Source organism: Brevibacterium sp. AGC70, assembly GCF_057334195.1.
Map to the genome: position 1 here is coordinate 24,793 of NZ_JBHFIH010000018.1, position 20,937 is coordinate 45,729.

The window sequence follows — 20,937 nt, forward strand, 5'->3', positions numbered from 1 at the left end:
TCAGGCATGGTTCGTGAAGTCCGGATCATCGCTGGAACCCACACCATCGTCGCCGAGGCGGCTCCGCGTGTTCGCACGAGCCCGGTTCACGGCCTCGCCGATTCGATCGTCATCGACTTCGGGAACGCAGCGCAGGTCGATGAGACATCGTCCCTGGTGCACTCGGGCGACGACTGCCGGGTCGCCGAGGCGCAGCGGGCGGGCGAGCTCCTCGGGCAGTTCGACGGCCCATCCGGGAAGGGGAACACCGGGGGCTCCCCCGCCGCCGACGCGCCCGTCGTGGGCGACAACGGTTCCGGAGACGAGGCCGGCCAGGCGTTCGGCGCGTTTCCTGAGCCGATCGACGTCGATGTGCAGGGCCTGACGGACCGGATTCTCTGTGTTCGCGACCGTGGCCTCGATCGCCGCCAGCGTGAGTTTGTCGGTGCGCATCGCCCTGGCCAAGGGGTGCGTCGCGATGCGCTGCACGGCGTCGCTGCGGCCGAGGATGAGTCCGGCCTGCGGGCCGCCGAGGAGTTTGTCGCCGCTGACGATGACGACATCGGCTCCGGCGGCGAGCGCACCGGCGATGTCGGGTTCGTCGGGCAGGTAGGGGTCGGGTTCGAAGAGTCCGCTGCCCAGATCGGCGATGAGTGGGAGCTCATGTTCGTCGGCGAGTTCACGCAGCGCAGCGATCTCGACGGAGGCGGTGAAGCCTTCGACTCGGAAATTGCTCGTGTGGACCTTGAGCAGACTCGCAGTCTGATTGTTGATGGCCCGGGCGTAGTCGTCGAGATGGGTGCGGTTCGTCATGCCGACTTCCCGGATCCGGGAACCGGTCGTCGTCATGAGATCGGGCAGGCGGAAGCCAGCACCGATCTCGATGAGTTCCCCACGACTGACGATGATCTCGCCTGCCACCTTCGCGTCGATCGCACCGGCCGAACCGTCATTTCCTGTCGCTTCGTCGCCGCGCAGCGCAGTGACGGCGAGCAGCAGCGCAGCCGCACCGTTGTTGACGACCAGTGCGTCCTCGGCCCCCGGGCAGGCACGCAGAAGCGCCCGCTTCGCGCCAGTCCCTCGCTTGCTGCGCTTACCGGAGTCCAGATCCATCTCCACGTCGACATAGCCGGTCGCATCGGCCACGGCTCGCCGGGCTGAGGCAGACAGTGGGGCGCGGCCGAGGTTGGTGTGGACGATGATTCCGGTGGCGTTGAGCACCGGGGTCAGAGAGGATACCGAACGGGAACTCAGGTGTTCGATGACGGTGGGGACCACCTCGGCGGCGGGGATCTCACCGGCGCGAGCGGCGGCCTGAGCTTCGAAGATGATCGCCCTGATCGTCGACTGGCTCAGTCTCTCACCTGCGGTGGTGACCTCTGGGAGGGCGAGGAGATGATCGGTGCGCGGGATGCGGCGGCGCGGATCCGTGTCGGCCAAGACTGCGTTCTCCTTCACTGCGCTCGGTCCCTGCTGCGGACGCGAACTCCGAGGCTGCAGGTGCGTCGACGATGCTGGGGGCGGAGGCGGACGGGAATCGAACCCGCCAGACCGAGATACTCGGTCTCACCGGTTTTGAAGACCGGGGAGCCCACCAGGACTCGGACGCCTCCACGAGGAATCCTACCGTGCCGGGTGGGGATCCTGCCCTTCACACCAGGAGACGCACGCACCGTCCGCTGTCAGCGGCGCCTGCCCTTCTCCAGTCCCGTATCTCTTGAGCATGGATGAACGTGCCACGGCCACTCACAGCCGCTGTTGCGAGACGGAGATCATCGAGACAGCGATGGTCCTTCATGACGTGATCTGAAGGGCCGCTTCCAGATCTTCCAGGAGGTCGGACGAGTCTTCGATTCCCACAGACAGGCGGATGGTGCCTGGCAGAATTCCGAGTTGCTGACGTTGTCCTTCCGACACAGCCGAATGTGAGGTCCTACTCGGCAGGCATGCAAGCGATTCGACACTCCCCAAGCTTGAAGCTTCGTGAATGACCCTGAGATCGGCAATCAGCCGTGAAGCGCGATCGTCGCCGCCGCTGACACGGAAAGTGACGATGGCTGCGCCCTTCAGTCCCAGCTCATCAGCGAGGTCCCTATCGGCATAAGAGCCGATCGTGGGATGTGTAACAGCCTCCACTCCAGATTTGGATTCGAGATAGTCAGCGATGATCTCCGCATTCAAACATGCTCGCTCGGTTCTGATGACCAGGGTCTTCAAACCACGGTCCAGCAGAGCGGCTCCCTGCGGAAGAAGAGTGCTTCCAAAGACCACTGAAGACTGACGAACAAGATCGATCGTCTCCTTTTTTCCGGAGGCCACACCCGCGGTGACATCTGAGTGCCCGTTGAGGTATTTGGTTGCCGAATGCAGCACAACGTCGAAGCCATGCTCCAAGGGCTTGAGCATCGGCGGTGGGGTGAAGGTTGCGTCTACGACAGCTTTCGCTCCCACATCGTGCGCGAGTGAGGCCAGCGCGGTGAGGTTCGCCAGGCGCAGCATCGGATTCGACAGAGACTCGACAAAGATGAGGGAAGGCGAGTCGGCGAGCTGGCGTTTCCACTCGGCCAAGTCATCCACGGCCACAAAGCGGACTGTGCGCCCGAAGTCAGAAAACTGCTGGCGCAAGAATGCCGATGTCTCTCCGTAGAGTTCTTCGGCAGCAACCAGGGTTCCCCCTGGCGGGACCAATGACAACAATGTCGTGGTGATTGCAGCCATGCCCGAGGAGAACAGAACCGCGCTCTCAGCCCCTTCGAGGGCAGCGATCTTCTCTTCGACTGATTCGACAGTCGGGTTTCGATTTCGGCTGTAATACCACGATCTCTCACCTCCGGTTTCTTGGATGTCACGATAGTCATCGTCGTCAAGATCGAAATTCACCGATGTATAGATCGCATCCACGATCGGCCTTGGTCCGGAACCGGCGAAGCGTCGCCCCTGGGATACGGCAGTAGTAGACAATTCGAATTGTGGTCGGATCTGCTTCATTCTTCTTCCCTGCTGGGGTACGAAAATTCGCGAAAGGCGATTCAGCGATTTCTACGGACCAGTAGTGTGTCAATGAGGGAAGTCAGGGTCACCTCCATCGTCGGAAGTGATTGAACGACCACCCACTGGGGACTCCAATCGTCTCCGATCCTACCGCGCCAGGTGAGGACCCTGTCGCCCGGATCTGCGCGTATGGGCAGTGCTAAGCTGATTTCGGAGACGCACTGAGGTCATCCGATGTCGAGGGAGACATCCATGCCGATCGGCTATATCATCACCATTATCATCATCGGGGTATGCACATTCACTGCCCTGATCAGGGCCACACGGCTCGGAATCCTCGCTTTCTATGTCAGCGTGGTCATCAACGAAATCCCGCATCTGGCTGCACTCCTCCTCGTGCTGTCCACTGCGCTGGCCCTGGTCGAGGGAGATCTGCAGGGAACCGGCGGCATCATACCTCTCGTCATCGCCGCACTCGAGTTTGTGGGCCTGCTCGAACTGACCAGGCGGTCGATCGGCGCCCACGCGGTGGTCAACGCGGCTGCGGCCGGTCACGGGGCTGAGATGAGCGGTGGCGGTGTTCGACTCTGGCTGCGGCCACTCGTCTTTCCCGTACCTCTCCGGCCCGGGAACGTCAGACGAATCGGCGGTCTGTCCTACGGCGAGCACCCCAAACAACGTCTCGACGTCTATCGGCACAGGAACGGCGATCTCACTGGTCCCGTTCTCGTCTATTTCCACGGCGGTGGCTATTCGTCGGGGACCAATCGGAACGAAGGACGGGTCCTGCTGCATCGCTTGGCAGCCCAAGGATGGGCGTGCATCAGCGCGAACTATCGCCTGCGTCCGGAGGCAGGACTCGATGAGCACCTCGCCGATGCGCGCTCGGTACTCCAGTGGGCTCACAGCAACGCCGGCATCCACGGCGGAGACGTCTCGAGTATCGTCATGGCCGGCAGCTCCGCCGGTGCGCACATGACCGCGTTGACAGTCCTCACTCCCCCGGAGCCTCATTCCCCTCCTCATGACGCGAAATCGCGCCCAGAGCCAGCCGACGCCGAGGCGGTTCCCCGAATCGCTGCTGCCGTGTGCCTGTACCCGTGGATCGGCCGGTACTTCGGTCGGGGCGAGGACGAGAGCCAACCGTCGACGCCCTTGGCTCTCGACCCCTCGAATGCACCACCGATGTTCATCGCCCACGGCGACCACGATTCCTGGGTTCCGGTCGAAGAGGCTCGAGAGCTCCACGAGCATGTGCGCGCGGGATCATCGAACGCGACCTGGTATGTCGAACTGCCCGGTGCCCAGCACTCATTCGACGCTCTGCATTCCTGGCGCAATGCCGCGGTGGTCGAGGGGGTCGTCGCGTTCCTGCGTCCCATCGGCGATGTCGCTGAACTGACCGATTCATCACGATGAAAGGACACATCATGTCGGATTTCACCTGGGATCCCGACACCTACCTCGACATCATGGCAGAGGAGATCCCCGACTACCGGCAACTGCAGACCGAACTTGCCGCAGCCGTCGCCGAGGCGGATCCGCGCACAATCCTCGACCTCGGCGTGGGCAGCGGGCTGACGGCCAGGCGGGTCGCCGAGGCACTGCCACAGACACACATCCACGGCATCGACGAAAGTGAGGAGATGCTGGCCGGTGCCGCGCAGGTACTCGAGCCGAACCGCAGCACGCTGAGCCTCGGGCGGCTGGAGGATTCGCTGCCGGAAGGTCCCTTCGACCTCGTCATGTCGACGCTTGCGGTGCATCACCTCGAGGGAGAAGGGAAGGCCGATCTGTTCTCACGGATCGCACGGGTCCTCGTCGCCGGCGGCCGGTTCGTCCTGGCCGATCTCATCGTCCCAGCCGATCCGGCAGATGTGGTCACGCCCATCGACGGAATCATTGATGTGCCGAGCTCGCTCGCTGACCAGCTGGAATGGCTGAACGCGGCGGGATTCTCCACTCGAGTGACCTGGCAGCACCGGGACCTCGCTGTGGTGGCAGCAGACACGGTCGATTGACTGACGGCGCGCCCTTCACTCCCCGCTTTCACTCTTCTGACCGAGTTCACTCAGGGTTTGCTCAGGTGTTGTCATGGTCGCCTTAGGCTAGCCGGGTCTCCCCGCTGTCTTTCCAGAAAGACCCCATGCCTTCACGCACCCTGCTTTCGTCGAGTAATGCCGCTTTCACCAGGTCATTCGTTCTCGTTCTCGCGGTGATCGCTGCACTCCTCGCTCCCGGGACGATGGGTCCGGGCGGACTCCTGGCCACCTCGGTGCCGGCGAGCGCTGCCCCGCCCAGCGATGAGGATCTGGGCAAAGACGGGTCGGTCCTCCGCTCCTCCGAGACGAAGCGGGTCGCACCGGGCCTCGAGGTCACGGACTTCTCGCGTCTTGAGGACGGCGGCTGGAACAACGGAAACGTTCTCACCGCCGACCTCACCACTGACTCCCTGTCCCTCGACGTCCGCGACACCGGCACGGTCGCCGGCCACGACACCACGAGCGAGATCATGAAGGGAGGCAAGAACGGTGCGAAGGCAGTCGCAGCGGTCAACGGTACGTTCTTCGATATCAACCACTCCTATGCCCCCATCTACACCTCGGTGAGCAGGAACGGAATGCGGATCGGCTCTCAGACTCCCAAACCGGCGTTCACCCTCGCCGACAAGAAGGCCGCCGTGACGATGCTCTCGGCGGCGGGCACAATGACCGCCGACGGGGAGGAGACAGACCTCGGAGGGCTGAACAATCCGAACCTGTCCAGCGATGCGATCGGCGTCTACAACGAGGCCTGGGGTGACTACTCCCTCAACCGGCCCGTCGGCGGACCCGATGCGATGGCAGAGGAGGTCGCGCGGGTCACCGTCGTCGATGGCGCCGTCACGAAGTCCTCCGGGATGATCGACGAGCCCGGGGACCCGGACGTTCCCGAGAACGGCCAGGTCCTCCTCGGACGTGACTCGGGAGCGAAGACCCTGTCTGAGCTCGAGGTCGGCGACGAGGTGGAGATCGAGATCGGTCCCAGCGAGGACGTCGACCTGGGCATCGGGGGAAGCCACCAAGTCCTCAAGGACGGCGAAGTCCCCGATATGGGCAAGGACAGCTTGGTGACCACCGCGCATCCACGCACAGCCGTAGGCATCAGCAAAGATGGATCCGAACTGTTCGTGACCACGATCGACGGTCGCAGCGAATCATCGGGTGGAATGAGCCTCGACGATATGGGCGAGTTCTTCTCCGACATCGGCGCTCACAACGCCATCAACCTCGATGGCGGCGGTTCGACGACGATGCTGGCACGCGAAGCCGGAGCAGATACGCCCGCGCTGCAGAATGACCCCTCCGATGGAGAGGAACGATCGGTCGGCAATGCCCTCGTGTTCTACTCCGATGCGCCGGCACAGACCATCAACGACGCGCAGATCGAGCCCGTCATCGAAGACGAGGACTCCGTGTTCAAGGGGCTGCACCGCAGTCTCACAGGCACGGCTCTGGGCGCAAACCTCGAACCGATCGCCGCCTCAGGTTCCTTCTCTGCCGAAGGTGGCGTCTCGCTCGCCGACGGGAATGAGGACACCGCTCGTGTGACCGGCGACTCGACAGGGACCGGACAGATCTCCTACCAAGTCGGCGGTCACACTGCGCGGCAGGAGCTGCGGGTGCTGGGTGAGGCTATCGGTCTCCAGCCGAGCACTCGCGCGATCAACCTCGAGAAGACTGGAGCGAGCGAGAAGGTGCGCGTCCACGGCTTCGATTCTGAGGGCCGGCGCGCGCTCATCGAGCCACGGGACATCGATGTCGAGACCTCGGAGGGGCTCTCGACTGCGGACGACGGAACGGGCGGCCTCGTCGTCACCGCCGAAGGTGATTCGCCCACGGGATCAGTCGCACTCACCGTGGGCGAGGCCACGACGACCATCCCTGTGACCGTCGGCACGGAATCCACCGAGGTGCTCGACTTCTCCGACCTCTCCGGGTTCACCGACGCCTCGGACCGCGCGACAGGCTCCTTCACGGCAGGAGAACCCACCAATGACGGCAAGCCGAGCATCAACCTCTCCTATGACTTCACCACCTCCTCGGCGACCAGAGGCTACTACCTCGTCCCGAAGGAACCGGTGCCGATCGAGGGTAACACCCTGGCCTTCGAGATGATGATCCGCGGTGATGGTTCCGGTGCCTGGCCCCGACTGCAGGTGCAGACCGCCGACGGGACGACGACGAACATCGACGGGGACCATCTCACCTTCGACGGCTGGCAGAAGGTGCGCTTCACCGTGCCCGCCGGCCTCTCACAGCCACTGACCCTCGAGCGGATCCGCTTCATGGAGACTCGATCGGCCGAGAAGTACATGGGCGAGATCTCGATCGCCGACCTGCGCGCGGTCTCCACCCCGCAGACCGATGACCCGAAGACGCAGGCGATCCACGATCCGGCCCTGCTGAGCACCGGCTCCGTCGCGGGCCGACCCCAGCAGGTTGCCGTGATGAGCGATGCCCAGTTCGTCGCCACGGATCCCGACTCAGAATCGGTCGAGGGCGCGCGGCGGACCTTGCGTGAGATCCGCAAGGCCGACCCGGATCTTCTCGTCATCAACGGCGATTTCGTCGACGAGGCCTCACCTGCCGACTTCGAGCTCGCCGAGTCGATCATCGCCGACGAGTGGACCGAGGACATCCCCTACGTCTACGTCCCCGGCAACCACGAGATCATGGGCGGCGAGATCGAGAACTTCGAATCCGCGTTCGGATCGCCGACGACTGCGAGGACCCTCGGACGCACGAAGGTGCTCACCTTGAATTCCTCGGCCGGGTCCCTGCACGGCAGCGACAGCGAGCAGCTTCGTGCACTTGAGGATGCCCTCGCCGAGGTGGATGAGAGTGATCATCTCACCGGCATCACCGTGTTCTTCCACCATCCTCCGCAGGATCCGCTGCCGTCGAAGACGAGCCAGCTCGGCGACCGTCGTGAAGCCGGGGAGTTGGAGAAGAAGCTCGGAGAATTCCGGGAGAGCAGCGGAAAGTCTGCCGCGGTGATCAACGGCCACGTCGGAGTCTTCCATGGGGCTGCCGTCGAAGGAGTCTCGTACCTCATCAACGGCAACTCAGGGAAGAATCCGGCGGGCACGCCTGCCACCGGCGGATTCACCGGATGGACGATGCTCGGCATCGACCCCGGCGTGGGTGAGGTCGGAGCCAATCCGAGCACCGCCGACCGCGTGGGTTGGCTGGCCGCAGAGACGAGGCCGCAGGTGGACTCCATCTCAGTCGATGCACCGGCATCGATGGTGGCCGGACAGTCAGCTGATATCTCCGCGACGTTCACCCAGGGTGAGCGCACAGTGCCCGTCGGCTGGCCGGCAACGGCACAGTGGGGCGGAGACGGTGTCGTCATCGATGCCGGTGCCGAGGTGGATATGCAGAAGGCGACTGGGGCGAAGATTCACGCCGAGGCGGCTGGATCCTCGGCACCCGAGGCAGCCTCCGAAGTGATCCGGATCAATCCGGCCACTGGAGAGATCACCGCCGAGAACCCCGGCACCGCGGTCGTGGAGGTGACTGTCAACGGCAAGACCGCGAAGACCACGGTCGAGGTCGCCGGAGACGGACCGCCTCCCGGACCAGGCGATGATGAGGGTGATGAGGACGCCGGCGCCGATGAGGACGGCACGAATGCCTCGTCTGACAATTCGAACGACGACGAGGCTTCGGCAACCTCGGATGACGGTTCGAACGACGACGGGGCTTGGGCAGGGTCAGATGACGGCACATCGGCTGCGTCGGACACGTCGGAGGACGGCGGTGACGAGGCGAACGGTTCGGGCAGTGCGGACGGCTCGGACTCTGAAGTGTCTGCTAGCGGCACGGATGACAGCAACTCATCCGACAATGGCTCCGATGACTCCGGCAACAGGGACGGCTCGTCCGATGGAGGCGGAGATCTGCCGAGGACCGGCGGACCGGTGCTGCTGACAGCCGCTGTGGGCGCTCTGCTGGTCATCGGCGGACTCATCATTGCGAGGTTCGCCCGTGGCCGCCTCGGCGGCCGGTCGGGGATCCGCCACTGATGCATCGTTGGCGCTGCCTCGGCGATCAGGCGGCGCCCGATCGTGGTTGAATGAGCACCTGTCGCAGCGGTTCCACCTCGGTGTTAGTCTCGCGGTATGACTGCCACCCAGGAACGTCTGACATCATTCGCTCACGGCGGAGGCTGCGCCTGCAAGATCCCGCCCGGCGAGCTCGAAGAGGCGGTCAAGGGCCTGACCGGCCAGCCCGGTGCCGATGTCCTCGTCGGCCTCGACGACGGTGACGATGCCTCTGCAGTCCGGGTCCGCGACGACCTCGCGGTGCTCTCGACAGCCGACTTCTTCACCCCTGTCGTCGACGATGCCTACGACTGGGGTCGGATAGCGGCGGCGAACGCCCTGTCCGATATCTACGCGATGGGCGGGACGCCGATCACGGCGATCAACCTCGTCGGCTGGCCGCGCGAGAAGCTGCCGATGGAACTGCTCACCGAAGTTCTTCGCGGCGGTCTCGACGTCGCCGCGCAGGCGAAGTGTCCCGTCGCCGGTGGGCATTCGATCGACGATCCTGAGCCGAAGTACGGCATGGCCGTGACCGGCATCGCCCACCCCGATGAGCTCATGCGCAATGATGCCGCGCAGGCCGGCCTGCCGTTGACCCTGACCAAACCCATCGGAGTCGGCATCCTCAACAACCGACATAAACAAACCGGCGAATACTTCGCCGAGGCCATCGCGACGATGACCGAGCTCAACCGCGACGCTGCGCAGGCGGCGGTTGCTGCTGGTGTGCGCGCGGCCACCGATGTCACCGGATTCGGGCTGCTCGGCCACCTGTTCAAGATGTGTCGTGCATCGGACGTCGGAGCGGTCATCGACGCGGCTGCGGTCCCCCGCCTCGGCGGAGTCGATGAGTCGATCGCTCACGGGTATATCTCCGGCGGAACTCGCCGGAACCTCGACTGGGTGCGTCCCAACCTCACCGCCGACGACTCAGTGAGCGAGGATGACCTGCTCCTCCTCGCCGACGCGCAGACCTCTGGCGGACTGCTCGTCGTCGGCGAGATCCCGGGACAGCCGATCATCGGTGAGATCGTCGTCGGGTCCGGTGTCCACGTGCGGTGAGGCGACCAGTCAGCCTGTTCTTGTGGCTACCACCACGCGATGTGAGACGCTTCGCGACCTGCCCAGGCGTCTACGGCACCCGTGATTCGATTCCCGCGATGATGATGTCGAGCCCCCGCTCGTAGAGCCGCTCATTGCGTTCACGACCCGTTGGATGACCTTGCAACAGATCTGCCATCGGAGACTCCGGGCCCTCCGGGGCGAAGATCTTCGCCGGCGAGAGGGCATCGAGAGCAACTCCGAATGCGAATGCGTCAAGCACTTCCAGAGTCGTGAGGATTTCTTCCTCGGGAAGCCCGGCTTGCCGCAGCTGCGCAACAAGAGACTCGTAGAGCCGCAGTGTTTCGGGCTCATGAATCGTGACCCCAAGTAGATGGATCATCACTCGTGGATGATCGGAGTACAGCCTCCACAATGTGCTCACGCCCGCTCGCAGGGCGGCTTTCCATGTCGGATCGCTGGGCGGCGTGAACTCATATTCGCTGCTGAGAACCTCACGCATCGCGTGGACTATTCCATCTCGGCCGTCTACATGATGGTAGAGCGAGGAGAGACTGACCCCGAGCTTCTTGGCGAGTGGCTGAATCTTGAGTTCATGCCCTGCATCGATCATTTCGATCGCCGCGTGCGCGATCTTCTTCCGATTGAGAAGCGGTGATACCGGTCGGGCCATGGTGTGGTCTTCCTCTCGGAGGGCAGTGTGATCTGATTGACATTCTCTCGCAGTCCGTGCAGTATTCCATTTAACCGAAAACTTTTCGTTTAACCGAATACCATCATCAACTGGCAGAGAGGCCACCCGATGACTTCTGCTCCTACCTCCCAAGCGCCGACCGCCGACGATCCACGCGTCTCCCTGCGCATCAGGAACGGCAGTGCGGTGTTCCTGGTTTCGCTCGTCGGCCTCATGATGGCCAACCTCGCACCACTGATCATGTCGGTGTTCGAACAAGTCGGATTCGATGTTGTCACGTCGGGCAACATCCTCACCTGGGGGCTCTTCGCTTCGGCAGTCGTCGGTCTCGGCACCTCCCGCGCCGCGGCCGGAGCGCATCGTCGCACCATCGCTGCCGTCGGGCTCATAGTCGCAGCCGTCGGGTTCGGATGCGCGGCGATCGTCGCACATCCGGCCTTGATCGTCACCAGCTTCATCATCGGTTCTGTGGGTGTCGGCACTGCGATCTCAACATCGGGTGCGGCAATTGCGGCGCTGAAGAATCCGAACCGAGTCAGTGCCACGAGCGGAGTCGTCAATCGCCTGCTCGTCATGGTGGTTCTTGCCGTCATCCCCTTGCTTGGTCTCGCACAGATCACGTTGTTCGGGGCACTCACCCTGCTGTCCCTGCTCAGTCTCGCTGTCACTGTCTGGCTTCCCAGCACCCCTGAGTTCTCGACCATGGACCTTGTCGCCGAGAGTGCCGCAGAACCGACGAGAGCACCCAGGAAAGTGCTTCTCGCAGGTATCGGGGTACTCATCGTCTTTCCGCTCTGGGGGACGAGCGAGGATGCGGTATGGACCCTCGCCCCCGTCCTGGGAGAAGCTGTGGGGTTGAGCGAGCAGAGCCTTGGTTTCACCCTCAGCGCGGCGGCAGGCGTAGGAGCTGGCGCTATGCTCATCGTCACCCTCGGCGGCCGGAGAATCGGGCGGGCCGTGCCTTTGGGGATCGCGCTCCTCCTCGGCGGTGCGACGAAGATCTGGATCGGCCTGACAGACGATCCGCAGACTCTGGCAATACTCATCATCGTCGTCAACACGATCTATGCTTTCGCCTTCGTCCTGTTCCTGGCCACTGCGGCCGGACTCGATGCCCGTGGGTACTGGTCGGGCCCCCTGATCGGCGCCTATATCGTCGGCTCGAGCTTCGCTCCGGTCATCGGTGCCTGGATCATCGACAGCGTAGGAATATCCGCCTTCGGAGTCGCCATGGGCATCGTCAACTTCGTACTCATCATTCCGACGGTTCTCATCGCTCGAGTCTCGACCGGTGTCGAACGCACGCTCAACCACCTCGGCGAAGAGAGCCCCACACGCTGATCGAGACTCATCGACACCACCTCCAATTCAGAAGGACGCCATGACCACAGTCTTCACTAACGCAGCAGTCTTCACCGGCGGAGAACACTCCTCGATCCAGCAGGCGATGGCTGTCGAATCGGGCAGAGTACTCGCTGTCGGTGACCGGGCAGCCGTACGCAGCATCGCCGGCGACACAGCGCAGGAGATCGACCTCGAGGGATGCCTCGTCGCACCAGGCTTCGTCGAAGCGCACACGCACATGCTGATGCTCGGTCAGACACTCGACAAGGTTCAGCTGCGTGAGTGCGCAGACCTTGGCGAGATACACGAACGGCTCGCCCACAGACGTCTGGAACAGCCCGATGCGCGCTGCATCCTCGGTTCCGGATGGATGTTCGACGCCATTCCCGGCGGCCAGCCCACAGCAGCCATGATCGACGAGGTGATCTCTGACATTCCAGTGCTGCTCGACTCCAATGATGTTCACTCGTCCTGGGTGAACACCGCTGCGTTGGAGGCGATGGGCATCGGTCCCCAGACACCGAATCCGCCCGGTGGAGAGATCGTCCGCGACTCGGATGGAATGCCCACCGGTCTTCTGCTGGAGAACGCAGCGATCGAACATGCGTGGACCTATCTCGAAGCTGTGACAACCGATGACGATCGGGATCGGTTTCTCGACAGCGCCTTCAGCGCTTACCTTGAGTACGGAGTCACCGCAGCCAGCGACATGGCGTTGGGCGAAGCGGAGACCGCCACATTCCGCCGCCGGATCGATCGAGACGGACGTCTGCCCTTTCCTGTCACAGGCTATTGGCTTCTCAGACCCTCAGGAGATCCGGAACGAGACCTCGAATCCGTCAGGCGGGCCGCGGAGATACGAGACCAGATAGCCGCAGCGTCCGGGTCCGAATGGTTCCGAATCGTCGGAGTCAAATTTATTCTGGACGGGGTGATCGATGCCTGCACTGCTGCAATGCGGGAGCCCTTTGCCGATGGAAGCCACGCCGAGCCGATCTGGTCCTTCGAATCGGCCGCCCCGGTCGCCGTTGCAGCGGATTCATACGGTTTCGATCTCGCCATGCATGCGATCGGTGATCACGCCAGCGAAATAGCGCTCAACCTCGTCGCGGAATGCGTTCGTGCGAATGGACCGAGGATCAGGGCTCCCCGCATCGAACACCTTGAATCGGTGACCGAGGAGACCATCGCGCGCATGGCGGCCTCCGGCGTCTTTGCTTCGCTGCAGCCGGTGCACTGTGACCCGGCGATCATGCCGAACTGGAAGGCAATGCTTGGCGACGAACGCGCGGAAAGCGGATTCCCGTGGCACAAATTCCGGGCGGCCGGTGTGAGAATCGCTCTCGGCACCGATGCACCGACGGCCCCTCATCAGGCGGCTCACAACCTCTTCATCGCACTGACTGCGCGTTCAGCACTCAGCCCGGGCCCTGAGACTTATCATCCCGAACGGGCATTCACTGCTGCACAGGCCATGAGTTCATTGACGCTCGGTCCCGCCCGAGCAGGCGGCTTCGACGACGGGATCGGAGAGCTTGTCCCCGGTGGACGCGCGAATCTGGTCATTCTTGATGTCGACCCCTTCTCCAATGACAGCGGCCGTCTGCTCCACGCACGGGTCCGATCCACAATTGTCGACGGCGAGTTGGCGTGGTCGGATGCGGACTCGTCTGGGCACCGCTCTTCGGAACTCAGTCAGGGTCTTCCGGCGCACTGTCGGGCTTCGGTCTGAACCGTTGGTGAGCGGCGGTGAGAAGATCGATCAGCTCCCACCGGCCGACTTCCAGAGGCTGGTTGAGGACGATCTTCTCACCGAGGACTTCGCGCCTGAAGGGCGCGCGATGTTTCGCCCGTCTGCCCGATCCCGAGGCGAACGCGACGTTGACGGAAGGGAATGACGGAGACTCCGGACTATTGCCGAAGCTCGCTGTCGTCACGCTGTCGACCACCGACCACGTCGCGTGGTGCACGGTCTCCTCTCCCCCCGCTCCGCTGCGGACGAGTTCGAGGCTCTCCGCCGTGAGCTCAAGACGATAATCCTGTTGTCGACGTCGGACGATGAGCGCCGGGAAGACCAAGCCGAAGAGGACCACGACCACGAAGCCACACAGGGCAACGAATCCATCCGCTCCCAATACCAGGACCATCAATCCCAGCAGCCCCAGAACCACACTGCCGATGAGACGCCCGATGTGTGCACCGGCAGATGCCTGACCGATGACGAGCCGACCGTTGTCCTCGATGAAATCCAGGCGCGCCTGAACCCTCTCTGCTTTCGACGACCCTGCAGGGAAACTCAGTGAGGACTCCGCCGTGGACTGCGCCTGCCGCGGGGGCTCATCACTGCCCGTCATGTCGTCCATAAGCGCCTCATGGGTCCAGACTACGACAGATGTGCAGGAGATCAGGCCGACAGATCGAGTCTCTCTTGCAGGCTCAGATCCAAGAGGGCGTGAGGTCCTCGTTGACGAAGCGCCTGAAGCCGCTCACAAAGAGCCAGTAGACGAAACCCATGATGGGCGCCACGAGCAGCGTCTGCCACCACGAGAACATGCCGTTGCCCCAGCCGAAGAGATTCATACCGAAAGTCACAAGGGGGAACAGCACAGCAACGATAGCCGCCTCTCTCAGGCTGCGTCGGTCCTTGAGCAGCTCCCTCACTGCGTCCTTCATGGTCTTCTCACCCTACTTCCCGGGCGGTCTGCTGCTCAAAGGCTTGTCACAACCTGCCTTGACCGTCGAGACCTAGACCCCGGTCGTGATCGAGTCGCCTGTGATGCCGCGGGCGCGACGCTCCTCGAGGCGAGCGCGCTGCGGTTCGACCACGTGGCGCGGATCCTTCGTGGACTCGATGCCGGCTTCGAGGACCCCGAATCGCGTGTACGCCGAGGCGGCTGCAAGTGCCGCACCGCTGACCACTGAGACGGCACGTAGTGCGGCTCGAGTCTTCCAACCCGCACCCTTCCCGAGCTTCTTCGCGAACACCCTGGCCCCCACCTCGGCAGCGGCTGTTCCGATCGCACCGGCGATGAGCAGCTTCTCCGCCCGGTGGAGCTTGTGGCCGGGTTCGCCCTCTTCGAGAGGATCCACCTCGGCGGGGTGCATGCCCTGCTTCATCCGATCCATCGTGATCGCCTCGCCGGCGGCACCGACCAGCGCGAGCAGGCGCGCCGGTCCGGTCTCTCGCACGGGAGCCAGAGCCATCGCAGTCCCTCCGGCGGCCACGGCGGCCGAGGACACGAAGACGTAGGACAGACCGTTGCGACCAGCGGCGTTCCAGGTGGGGACCGCGGTGTCGCCGAGGAGCGCTCCGGTGTACGCGGCCAGAGGAGTGGCGAAGAGTGCCGACTCGAGCGCGGCAGGAGTCTCGAAAGCATGCAGAACACGACGCAGCGGACCCAGCGGAAGCCGCAGACCGGTCAGCCGGTCGACCTCGAGCGCGGCAAGTACTCCCGATCCGACGCCGAACCCGGAGAGGATCCAGGTGCCCAGGCTCATGGGCGAGCTGACTTTGAACACGCGCATCATGTTGAGGAAGCGTTCGGGCCGGCCGAGGTCGGCCACGAGTGCCGCTCCCCCGACGCCGGTTGCGGTGATCGCCGTGAGCCTGGTGGCGATGCGCAGACCCGGGCGGTCGCTGAACTGGGCGCCGAGGCCCAAGAGGCTCGAGCCGCCGGCCAGACCGCCGAGGAACAGGTAGAGCGCGATCTCATCGCCCCATGGTGGAGCCTTGACGATGGCACGTCCGTAGTACGAGGAGAATTCGACATCCTCGACCATCGGCATCTCACGGTTGCCGTCGGCCCCACGGTTCTTCCAACCCTGACCGCCGCCACGGCCACCACCAGAACCATCAGGTCCACCGGAGCCACCGCGGCCACCAGCGGGGCGACTGCCTCGGCGACGCTTCTTCCGTCCGCGATCGAGCTCAGGTGGGCGGTAGGAATCGTATTCGGATGTGCTCAACGCCGGCTCCCGAGGAACGCGAGTCCGGCGGCAGCGGCCATGCCGAGTGCGGCCATGCCTGCCTTGGCATACATCTGTGGCAGGTCCTTCGTCGGCACCCGCGGATCCGGGGGAAGACCGTAGACCTCTGGCTCGTCGAGGATGAGGAAGACAGATCCGGTTCCGCCGACGCCGTCGTTCGGGTTGGCGCCGTAGAGACGGGCCTCGGTCATGCCCTTCGCGTGGAGGTCGGCGACCCGGGTGTGGGCCTTGTCGACCATGTCGTCGTGGTCGCCGAACTTGATCGACTCCGTCGGGCATGTCTGCGCACAGGCCGGAGTGTCACCCTCGACGAGGCGGTCGTAGCAGAGTGTGCACTTGTTGGCCGTGTTCTTGTTCGGCACGTCCATATCCGCGGCCTTGCGGTCGTCGCGGTCGGTGGGAGTGTTGATCGTGCCGTCGTCGCGGCGTTCGATGACGCCGAAGGGGCAGCCGGCCACGCAGGTGCCGCAGCCGTTGCAGACATCGTTCTGCACGACGACGGTGTCGAATTCCGTGCGAAAGAGTGCTCCGGTGGGGCACACGTCGAGACAGCCGGCGTGGGTGCAGTGCTTGCACACGTCCGAGGACATCAGCCAGCGGAAGTCCGCGGTGTCCGGCGGCGTCGTGTCGAGTTTTGCGATGTCCTCCGGGTCGCTCGGGCTCAGGGCTCCGGGTGCCAAAAGGTCGATGCCCATCGGCGGTGTCGACGGCAGACCGCCTCCCGACGCACCGGCCCCATTCGACCCGGACTCTGCGGCACCGAGGGCTCCGTCCAAAGGCTTGGCACCCGCAGACTCGTTCGTACGGGGACGGATCGTCGGCATACCGAGGTTGACGAGTTTCCGTCCGGATTCACGGGCGGCTTCGATCCGCTCGGAATCCTGTTCGATGAAGGCCACGTGTCGCCACGTGTTGGCGCCGAGGCTGCCCGTGTTGTCGTACGAGGAGCCGAGGAGTTCGAAGGTCCCGTCCTGCGGGTTGTTGTTCCACTCCTTGCAGGCGACCTCACAGGCCTTGCAGCCTATGCAGATCGACGTATCGGTGAAGAACCCTTTGCGCTCGTGCGCGGAACCGTGCCAGTGCCCGTCAGCAACAGCATCGTCCTCGACAGTCGTTGTCGACATCAGTCCTCCTCCTCATATCCTCTATTGTCCACGGTAGTCGTGTCGGCATCCTCGTCGTCTCGGCCGCTGAAGTCACGTGCACCCTCGCCGAGGTTGCCCTTCTGAGCGCTGTCAGCATCCTTGCCGATGTAGCCACGGTCCGGATCCCCGTCGGTCGGGTCCCCGTCGTCCGCGCGGTTCGCGCCCACGGTCTCGGTCCTGTTCTCGTCGATGGAATCGACAGGTCGAAGATCGACACGACCCGAGCGATCGTCGGCACTGTCGACGACGCTGGAAGCGTCATCGGGCGCCGAACCACCGGTCGCCTCGGCGTCGTCCGATTCACCGCTGTCGGTCGCTTCGTCTCCGAAGGTGCGTCCGGGGGTGACACCGACGGCGGAGTCGCCACCGCGGTGCGGATGTCCACCCTTGCTGGCTTCAGAATCGGCAGCGTGGGACTCGGCGACCACCTCTTCGGAGACGGTGACCAGCTGGTTGCCCGATTCGGGGCTCAGTCCGGCCTCGCGCTGGTACTTCTCGACGAAGTCGACGAGTTCGGGACCGCGCGGACGCCTGCCCGGCATGATCGTTCCGGCCACGTACTTGCTGTTCTGGATGAACACGTTGGGATCCATCGTGACACCCAGCAGATCGTTCGCGGAGTCGCCTTCGACGGTGGCGTCCCCGCCCACACCCCAGTGATAGGGCAGGCCGATCTGGTGGATGGTCTTCCCGCCGATCGTCAGCGGCGTCATCCTCTTTGTCACGAGAACGCGGGCCTCGATGGCAGCCCGTGGGGAGACCAGAGTCGCCCACCCGTAGGGCTCAAGACCCACCTCGGTGGCAAGCTCCGGTGAGATCTCACAGAACATCTCGGGCTGCAGCTCCGACAGGTACGGCAGCCACCGGGACATGCCACCGGCAGTGTGGTGCTCGGTCAGGCGGTAGGTCGTGAACACGTAGGGGTAGACCTCGGAACCGGGATTGCCGGCTCCTGGCGCGGACAGGTTGTCCTCACGGCGCATCACCAGGCGCGTCGGTGAGCTCTGCTGATCGTAGAGCGGGTTGCCAACCGTCGATTCCTGCGGTTCGTAGTGTGTGGGCATCGGTCCGTCGACCATGCCGCTGGGTGCGAACAGCCACCCCTTGCCGTCGGCCTGCATGATGAACGGATCGTCACCGTCGAGGTTGGCAGGACCACCGTGGGCCTGATCCGATCGGGCCGAGGGTGCTCGGTCGATCGGGAAGTCGGGCACATCCTTGCCCGTCCACTTGCCGGATTCCTCGTCCCACCAGACGAACTTCTTGCGCTCCGACCACGGTGTGCCATCCGGTGCTGCCGAGGCGCGGTTGTAGAGGATGCGGCGGTTCGCCGGCCATGCCCAAGCCCATTCGGCGGCGGTCTCGTCCTGCTCTGCGCGGGGTTTGCGCCGGGCGGCCATGTTCTGCCCGCCTGCGTAGATGCCCGCATAGATCCAACAGCCGCCGGCGGTGGTGCCGTCGTCGGTCATCTGGTTGAAGTTGTCGAGCGGCTGCCCGTCCTTCTCTCCACCGACGTAGTAGCCGTTGATCTCGGCCAGCACCGATTCGGGGTCGACCTCGCCCTCCTCGTCGACCGGGTAGTCCCAGGTCATGTCGAGGAGCGGACGGTCACGAGGATCCTTCGAGTCCTTCAGCTTCTCGCGCACTCGCTTTCCGAGTTCGAAGAAGAAGTCGAGTTCGCTCTGTGCGTCTCCGGGCGGGTTGACGGCCTTGTGCCGCCACTGCACGAGGCGCTGCGTCTGCGTGAAGGTGCCGGCCTTCTCTGTGTGGTTGGCGGCGGGCATGAAGAACATCTCGGTCTCGATGTCCTCGGTTGTGAGCTCACCGCTGGCGATCTCCGGACCGTCCTTCCACCAGGTGGCGGACTCGATGAGCCGGAAGTCGCGGACGACCATCCACTTCAGGTGGCTCATCGCCATGCGCTGCATCCGGCCGTTGGCTGATCCCACGGCCGGGTTCTGGCCCAGTAGGAAGTAGCCGTCGACACCGTCGTTGAGCATGCGGACCTGGGTCTGATAGGTGCCGTGGGCGCCGTTGATCTTCGGCAGATAGTCGTAGGCGAAGTTGTTCTCCTTCGTCGCCGCATCGCCCCACCAAGCCTTGAGCAGGTTGGTGGCGTAGCTGCGCCCGTTGGCCCAATAGCCCTTGTGGGTCTCCGGGGTGCCGACGGCGGCGACGTAGTCATCGAAGGTCTCGTGCACTCCGGCGCTGGGCATCGGCAGGTAGCCGGGGAGCAGATTGAACAGGGTCGGGATGTCGGTCGAGCCCTGGATCGTGGCGTGCCCGCGCAGTGCCATGATGCCGCCGCCGGGTCGGCCCATGTTGCCCAGCAGGAGTTGGAGGATCGAGGCGGTGCGGATGAACTGCGCGCCCAGGGAGTGCTGGGTCCAACCCACTGCGTAGGCGAAGCAGGTCGTGCGTTCGCGCCCGGAGTTCTGGGTCACGGACTCGACCAGGTATTCGAAGTCGGCGGGTTTGATCCCGCAGTTCTCGGCCACCATATCGGGTGTGTACCGGGAGTAGTGACGCTTGAGAATCTGGAACACCGACCTGGGGTCGCTCAGGCTCTCATCCCTGACCGCACGACCTGCTTCGTCGGTCTGGTAGGACCAGGTCGAGTTGTCGTAGGAGTTCGTGTCCGGGTCGAATCCGGAGAACAGACCGTCCAGGTCCTCCGTGTCCTGATAGTTCTCGCTGATGAGGTTCGCGGCGTTCGTGTACGCACGCACGTACTCGTCGAAGTGCAGACCCTCGGTCAGGACACGGTTGATGAGCGCACCGAGCAGGACGATGTCGGAGCCGGCCCGGATCGGGACGTGCTTATCAGCAATCGCGGTGGTGCGCGTGAAACGAGGATCGACGTGGATGACGCGTGCACCGCGGGCCTTGGCCTCGGTCACCCATTGGAAGCCCACTGGATGGCACTCGGCCATGTTGGATCCCTGGATGATGATGCAGTCGGCATTCGCCATATCCTGGACGGGTTGTGTGGCGCCGCCTCGCCCAAACGAGGTTCCCAAACTGGGAACCGTGGCGGAGTGTCAAATACGCGCCTGGTTCTCGATCTGTATCGCGCCCGCCGCCGTGTAGAGCTTCTTCGCGAGGTAGTTCTCCTCGTTGTCGATGGTCGCCCCGCCGAGGCTGGCGATCCCCATCGTGCGACGCAGAGGGTGGCCCTTGTCGTCGAAGTCCTCCCAGTGATTGCGGCGGGCTTCGATGAAGCGGTCGGCGACCATGTCGATGGCGGTGCCCAGATCGAGCTTCTGCCAGTCCTTGGCTCGTGGTGCTCGGTAGAGGACGTCGGTGATGCGTCCGTTGGCGTTGACCAGCTGTTCGCTGGCCGCGCCCTTGGGGCAGAGGCGTCCGCGGGAGATCGGTGAGTCCGGGTCGCCTTCGATCTGGATGACCTTGTCATCCTTGACGAAGACCTTCTGACCACAGCCGACGGCGCAGTACGGGCAGACCGACTGCACTACCTTGTCCGCGGTGGCATTGCGTGAGGTGGTGTCGCGAGTCTTCTGGGACACCACTGATTCGCCGCGCCCCGACGCATCGGAGGATCGCAGCTGCCGGATCACCGGCCACTCGAGAGGACTGAACCGAGCCATGGCTCAACCCTAGCCCTTCCGAGCGGCCGATGGTGA

Annotated in this window: 13 protein-coding genes, 1 tRNA gene and 1 pseudogene; 6 read left to right on the forward strand and 9 right to left on the reverse strand. The window is 64.0% G+C overall.

The annotated features are described in order from the left end of the window. The 3 genes from selA to ACE03M_RS15445 form a co-directional block, all read right to left on the reverse strand. A complete protein-coding gene (gene selA / locus ACE03M_RS15435) occupies positions 1-1,419 on the reverse strand; it encodes an L-seryl-tRNA(Sec) selenium transferase (protein ID WP_485935347.1) in 1,419 nt (472 codons plus the stop codon). Between the two features lie 81 nt (positions 1,420-1,500). Next, a tRNA-Sec gene (locus tag ACE03M_RS15440) sits at positions 1,501-1,592 on the reverse strand. Between the two features lie 181 nt (positions 1,593-1,773). Then, positions 1,774-2,967, reverse strand: a complete 1,194-nt coding sequence (locus ACE03M_RS15445; protein WP_485934912.1) for a trans-sulfuration enzyme family protein — start codon at positions 2,965-2,967, stop codon at positions 1,774-1,776. A gap of 255 nt (positions 2,968-3,222) precedes the next feature. Here ACE03M_RS15445 and ACE03M_RS15450 point away from each other — a divergent pair, with 255 nt between their 5' ends. From ACE03M_RS15450 to selD, 4 genes are all read left to right on the forward strand, one after another. Then, complete coding sequence (locus ACE03M_RS15450) at positions 3,223-4,389, forward strand: alpha/beta hydrolase (RefSeq protein WP_485934913.1); 1,167 nt, start codon at positions 3,223-3,225, stop codon at positions 4,387-4,389. A gap of 11 nt (positions 4,390-4,400) precedes the next feature. Beyond that, complete coding sequence (locus ACE03M_RS15455) at positions 4,401-4,991, forward strand: class I SAM-dependent methyltransferase (RefSeq protein WP_485934914.1); 591 nt, start codon at positions 4,401-4,403, stop codon at positions 4,989-4,991. Positions 4,992-5,116: 125 nt separating this feature from the next. Further along, positions 5,117-9,040: a phosphodiester glycosidase family protein gene (locus tag ACE03M_RS15460; protein ID WP_485934916.1), complete on the forward strand. Its 3,924-nt coding sequence runs from the start codon at positions 5,117-5,119 to the stop codon at positions 9,038-9,040. 96 nt (positions 9,041-9,136) lie between these two features. Beyond that, on the forward strand, positions 9,137-10,123 hold the full coding sequence (gene selD, locus ACE03M_RS15465) for a selenide, water dikinase SelD (protein ID WP_485934917.1): 987 nt from the start codon (positions 9,137-9,139) through the stop codon (positions 10,121-10,123). Positions 10,124-10,193: 70 nt separating this feature from the next. On the opposite strand, the gene ACE03M_RS15470 is transcribed toward selD, so the two are convergent. Then, on the reverse strand, positions 10,194-10,796 hold the full coding sequence (locus ACE03M_RS15470) for a TetR/AcrR family transcriptional regulator (protein WP_143922684.1): 603 nt from the start codon (positions 10,794-10,796) through the stop codon (positions 10,194-10,196). Positions 10,797-10,925: 129 nt separating this feature from the next. Between ACE03M_RS15470 and ACE03M_RS15475 the strand changes: the two genes are divergently transcribed. After that, positions 10,926-12,158 (forward strand): MFS transporter, encoded by a 1,233-nt coding sequence (locus ACE03M_RS15475; RefSeq protein ID WP_485934918.1) that lies wholly within the window; start codon positions 10,926-10,928, stop codon positions 12,156-12,158. 40 nt (positions 12,159-12,198) lie between these two features. Continuing rightward, a complete protein-coding gene (locus ACE03M_RS15480; RefSeq protein ID WP_485934920.1) occupies positions 12,199-13,893 on the forward strand; it encodes an amidohydrolase in 1,695 nt (564 codons plus the stop codon). Here the strand turns inward: ACE03M_RS15480 and ACE03M_RS15485 are convergent. From ACE03M_RS15485 to fdnG, 5 genes and pseudogenes are all read right to left on the reverse strand, one after another. Beyond that, positions 13,853-14,524 (reverse strand): hypothetical protein, encoded by a 672-nt coding sequence (locus ACE03M_RS15485; protein ID WP_485934922.1) that lies wholly within the window; start codon positions 14,522-14,524, stop codon positions 13,853-13,855. The genes ACE03M_RS15480 and ACE03M_RS15485 overlap by 41 nt on opposite strands. 73 nt (positions 14,525-14,597) lie before the next feature. Beyond that, positions 14,598-14,834: a hypothetical protein gene (locus ACE03M_RS15490; protein ID WP_143922689.1), complete on the reverse strand. Its 237-nt coding sequence runs from the start codon at positions 14,832-14,834 to the stop codon at positions 14,598-14,600. A gap of 72 nt (positions 14,835-14,906) precedes the next feature. After that, the gene (gene nrfD / locus ACE03M_RS15495; RefSeq protein WP_485934924.1) at positions 14,907-16,127 is read right to left on the reverse strand and encodes an NrfD/PsrC family molybdoenzyme membrane anchor subunit; all 1,221 of its coding nucleotides are present in this window, start codon (positions 16,125-16,127) and stop codon (positions 14,907-14,909) included. Further along, a complete protein-coding gene (locus ACE03M_RS15500; RefSeq protein WP_485934926.1) occupies positions 16,124-17,272 on the reverse strand; it encodes a 4Fe-4S dicluster domain-containing protein in 1,149 nt (382 codons plus the stop codon). The genes nrfD and ACE03M_RS15500 overlap by 4 nt, the downstream gene beginning before the upstream one ends. Before the next feature lie 467 nt (positions 17,273-17,739). Beyond that, a pseudogene (fdnG, locus tag ACE03M_RS15505) lies at positions 17,740-20,901 on the reverse strand (formate dehydrogenase-N subunit alpha); the annotation flags it as partial. Positions 20,902-20,937 lie beyond the last annotated feature (36 nt).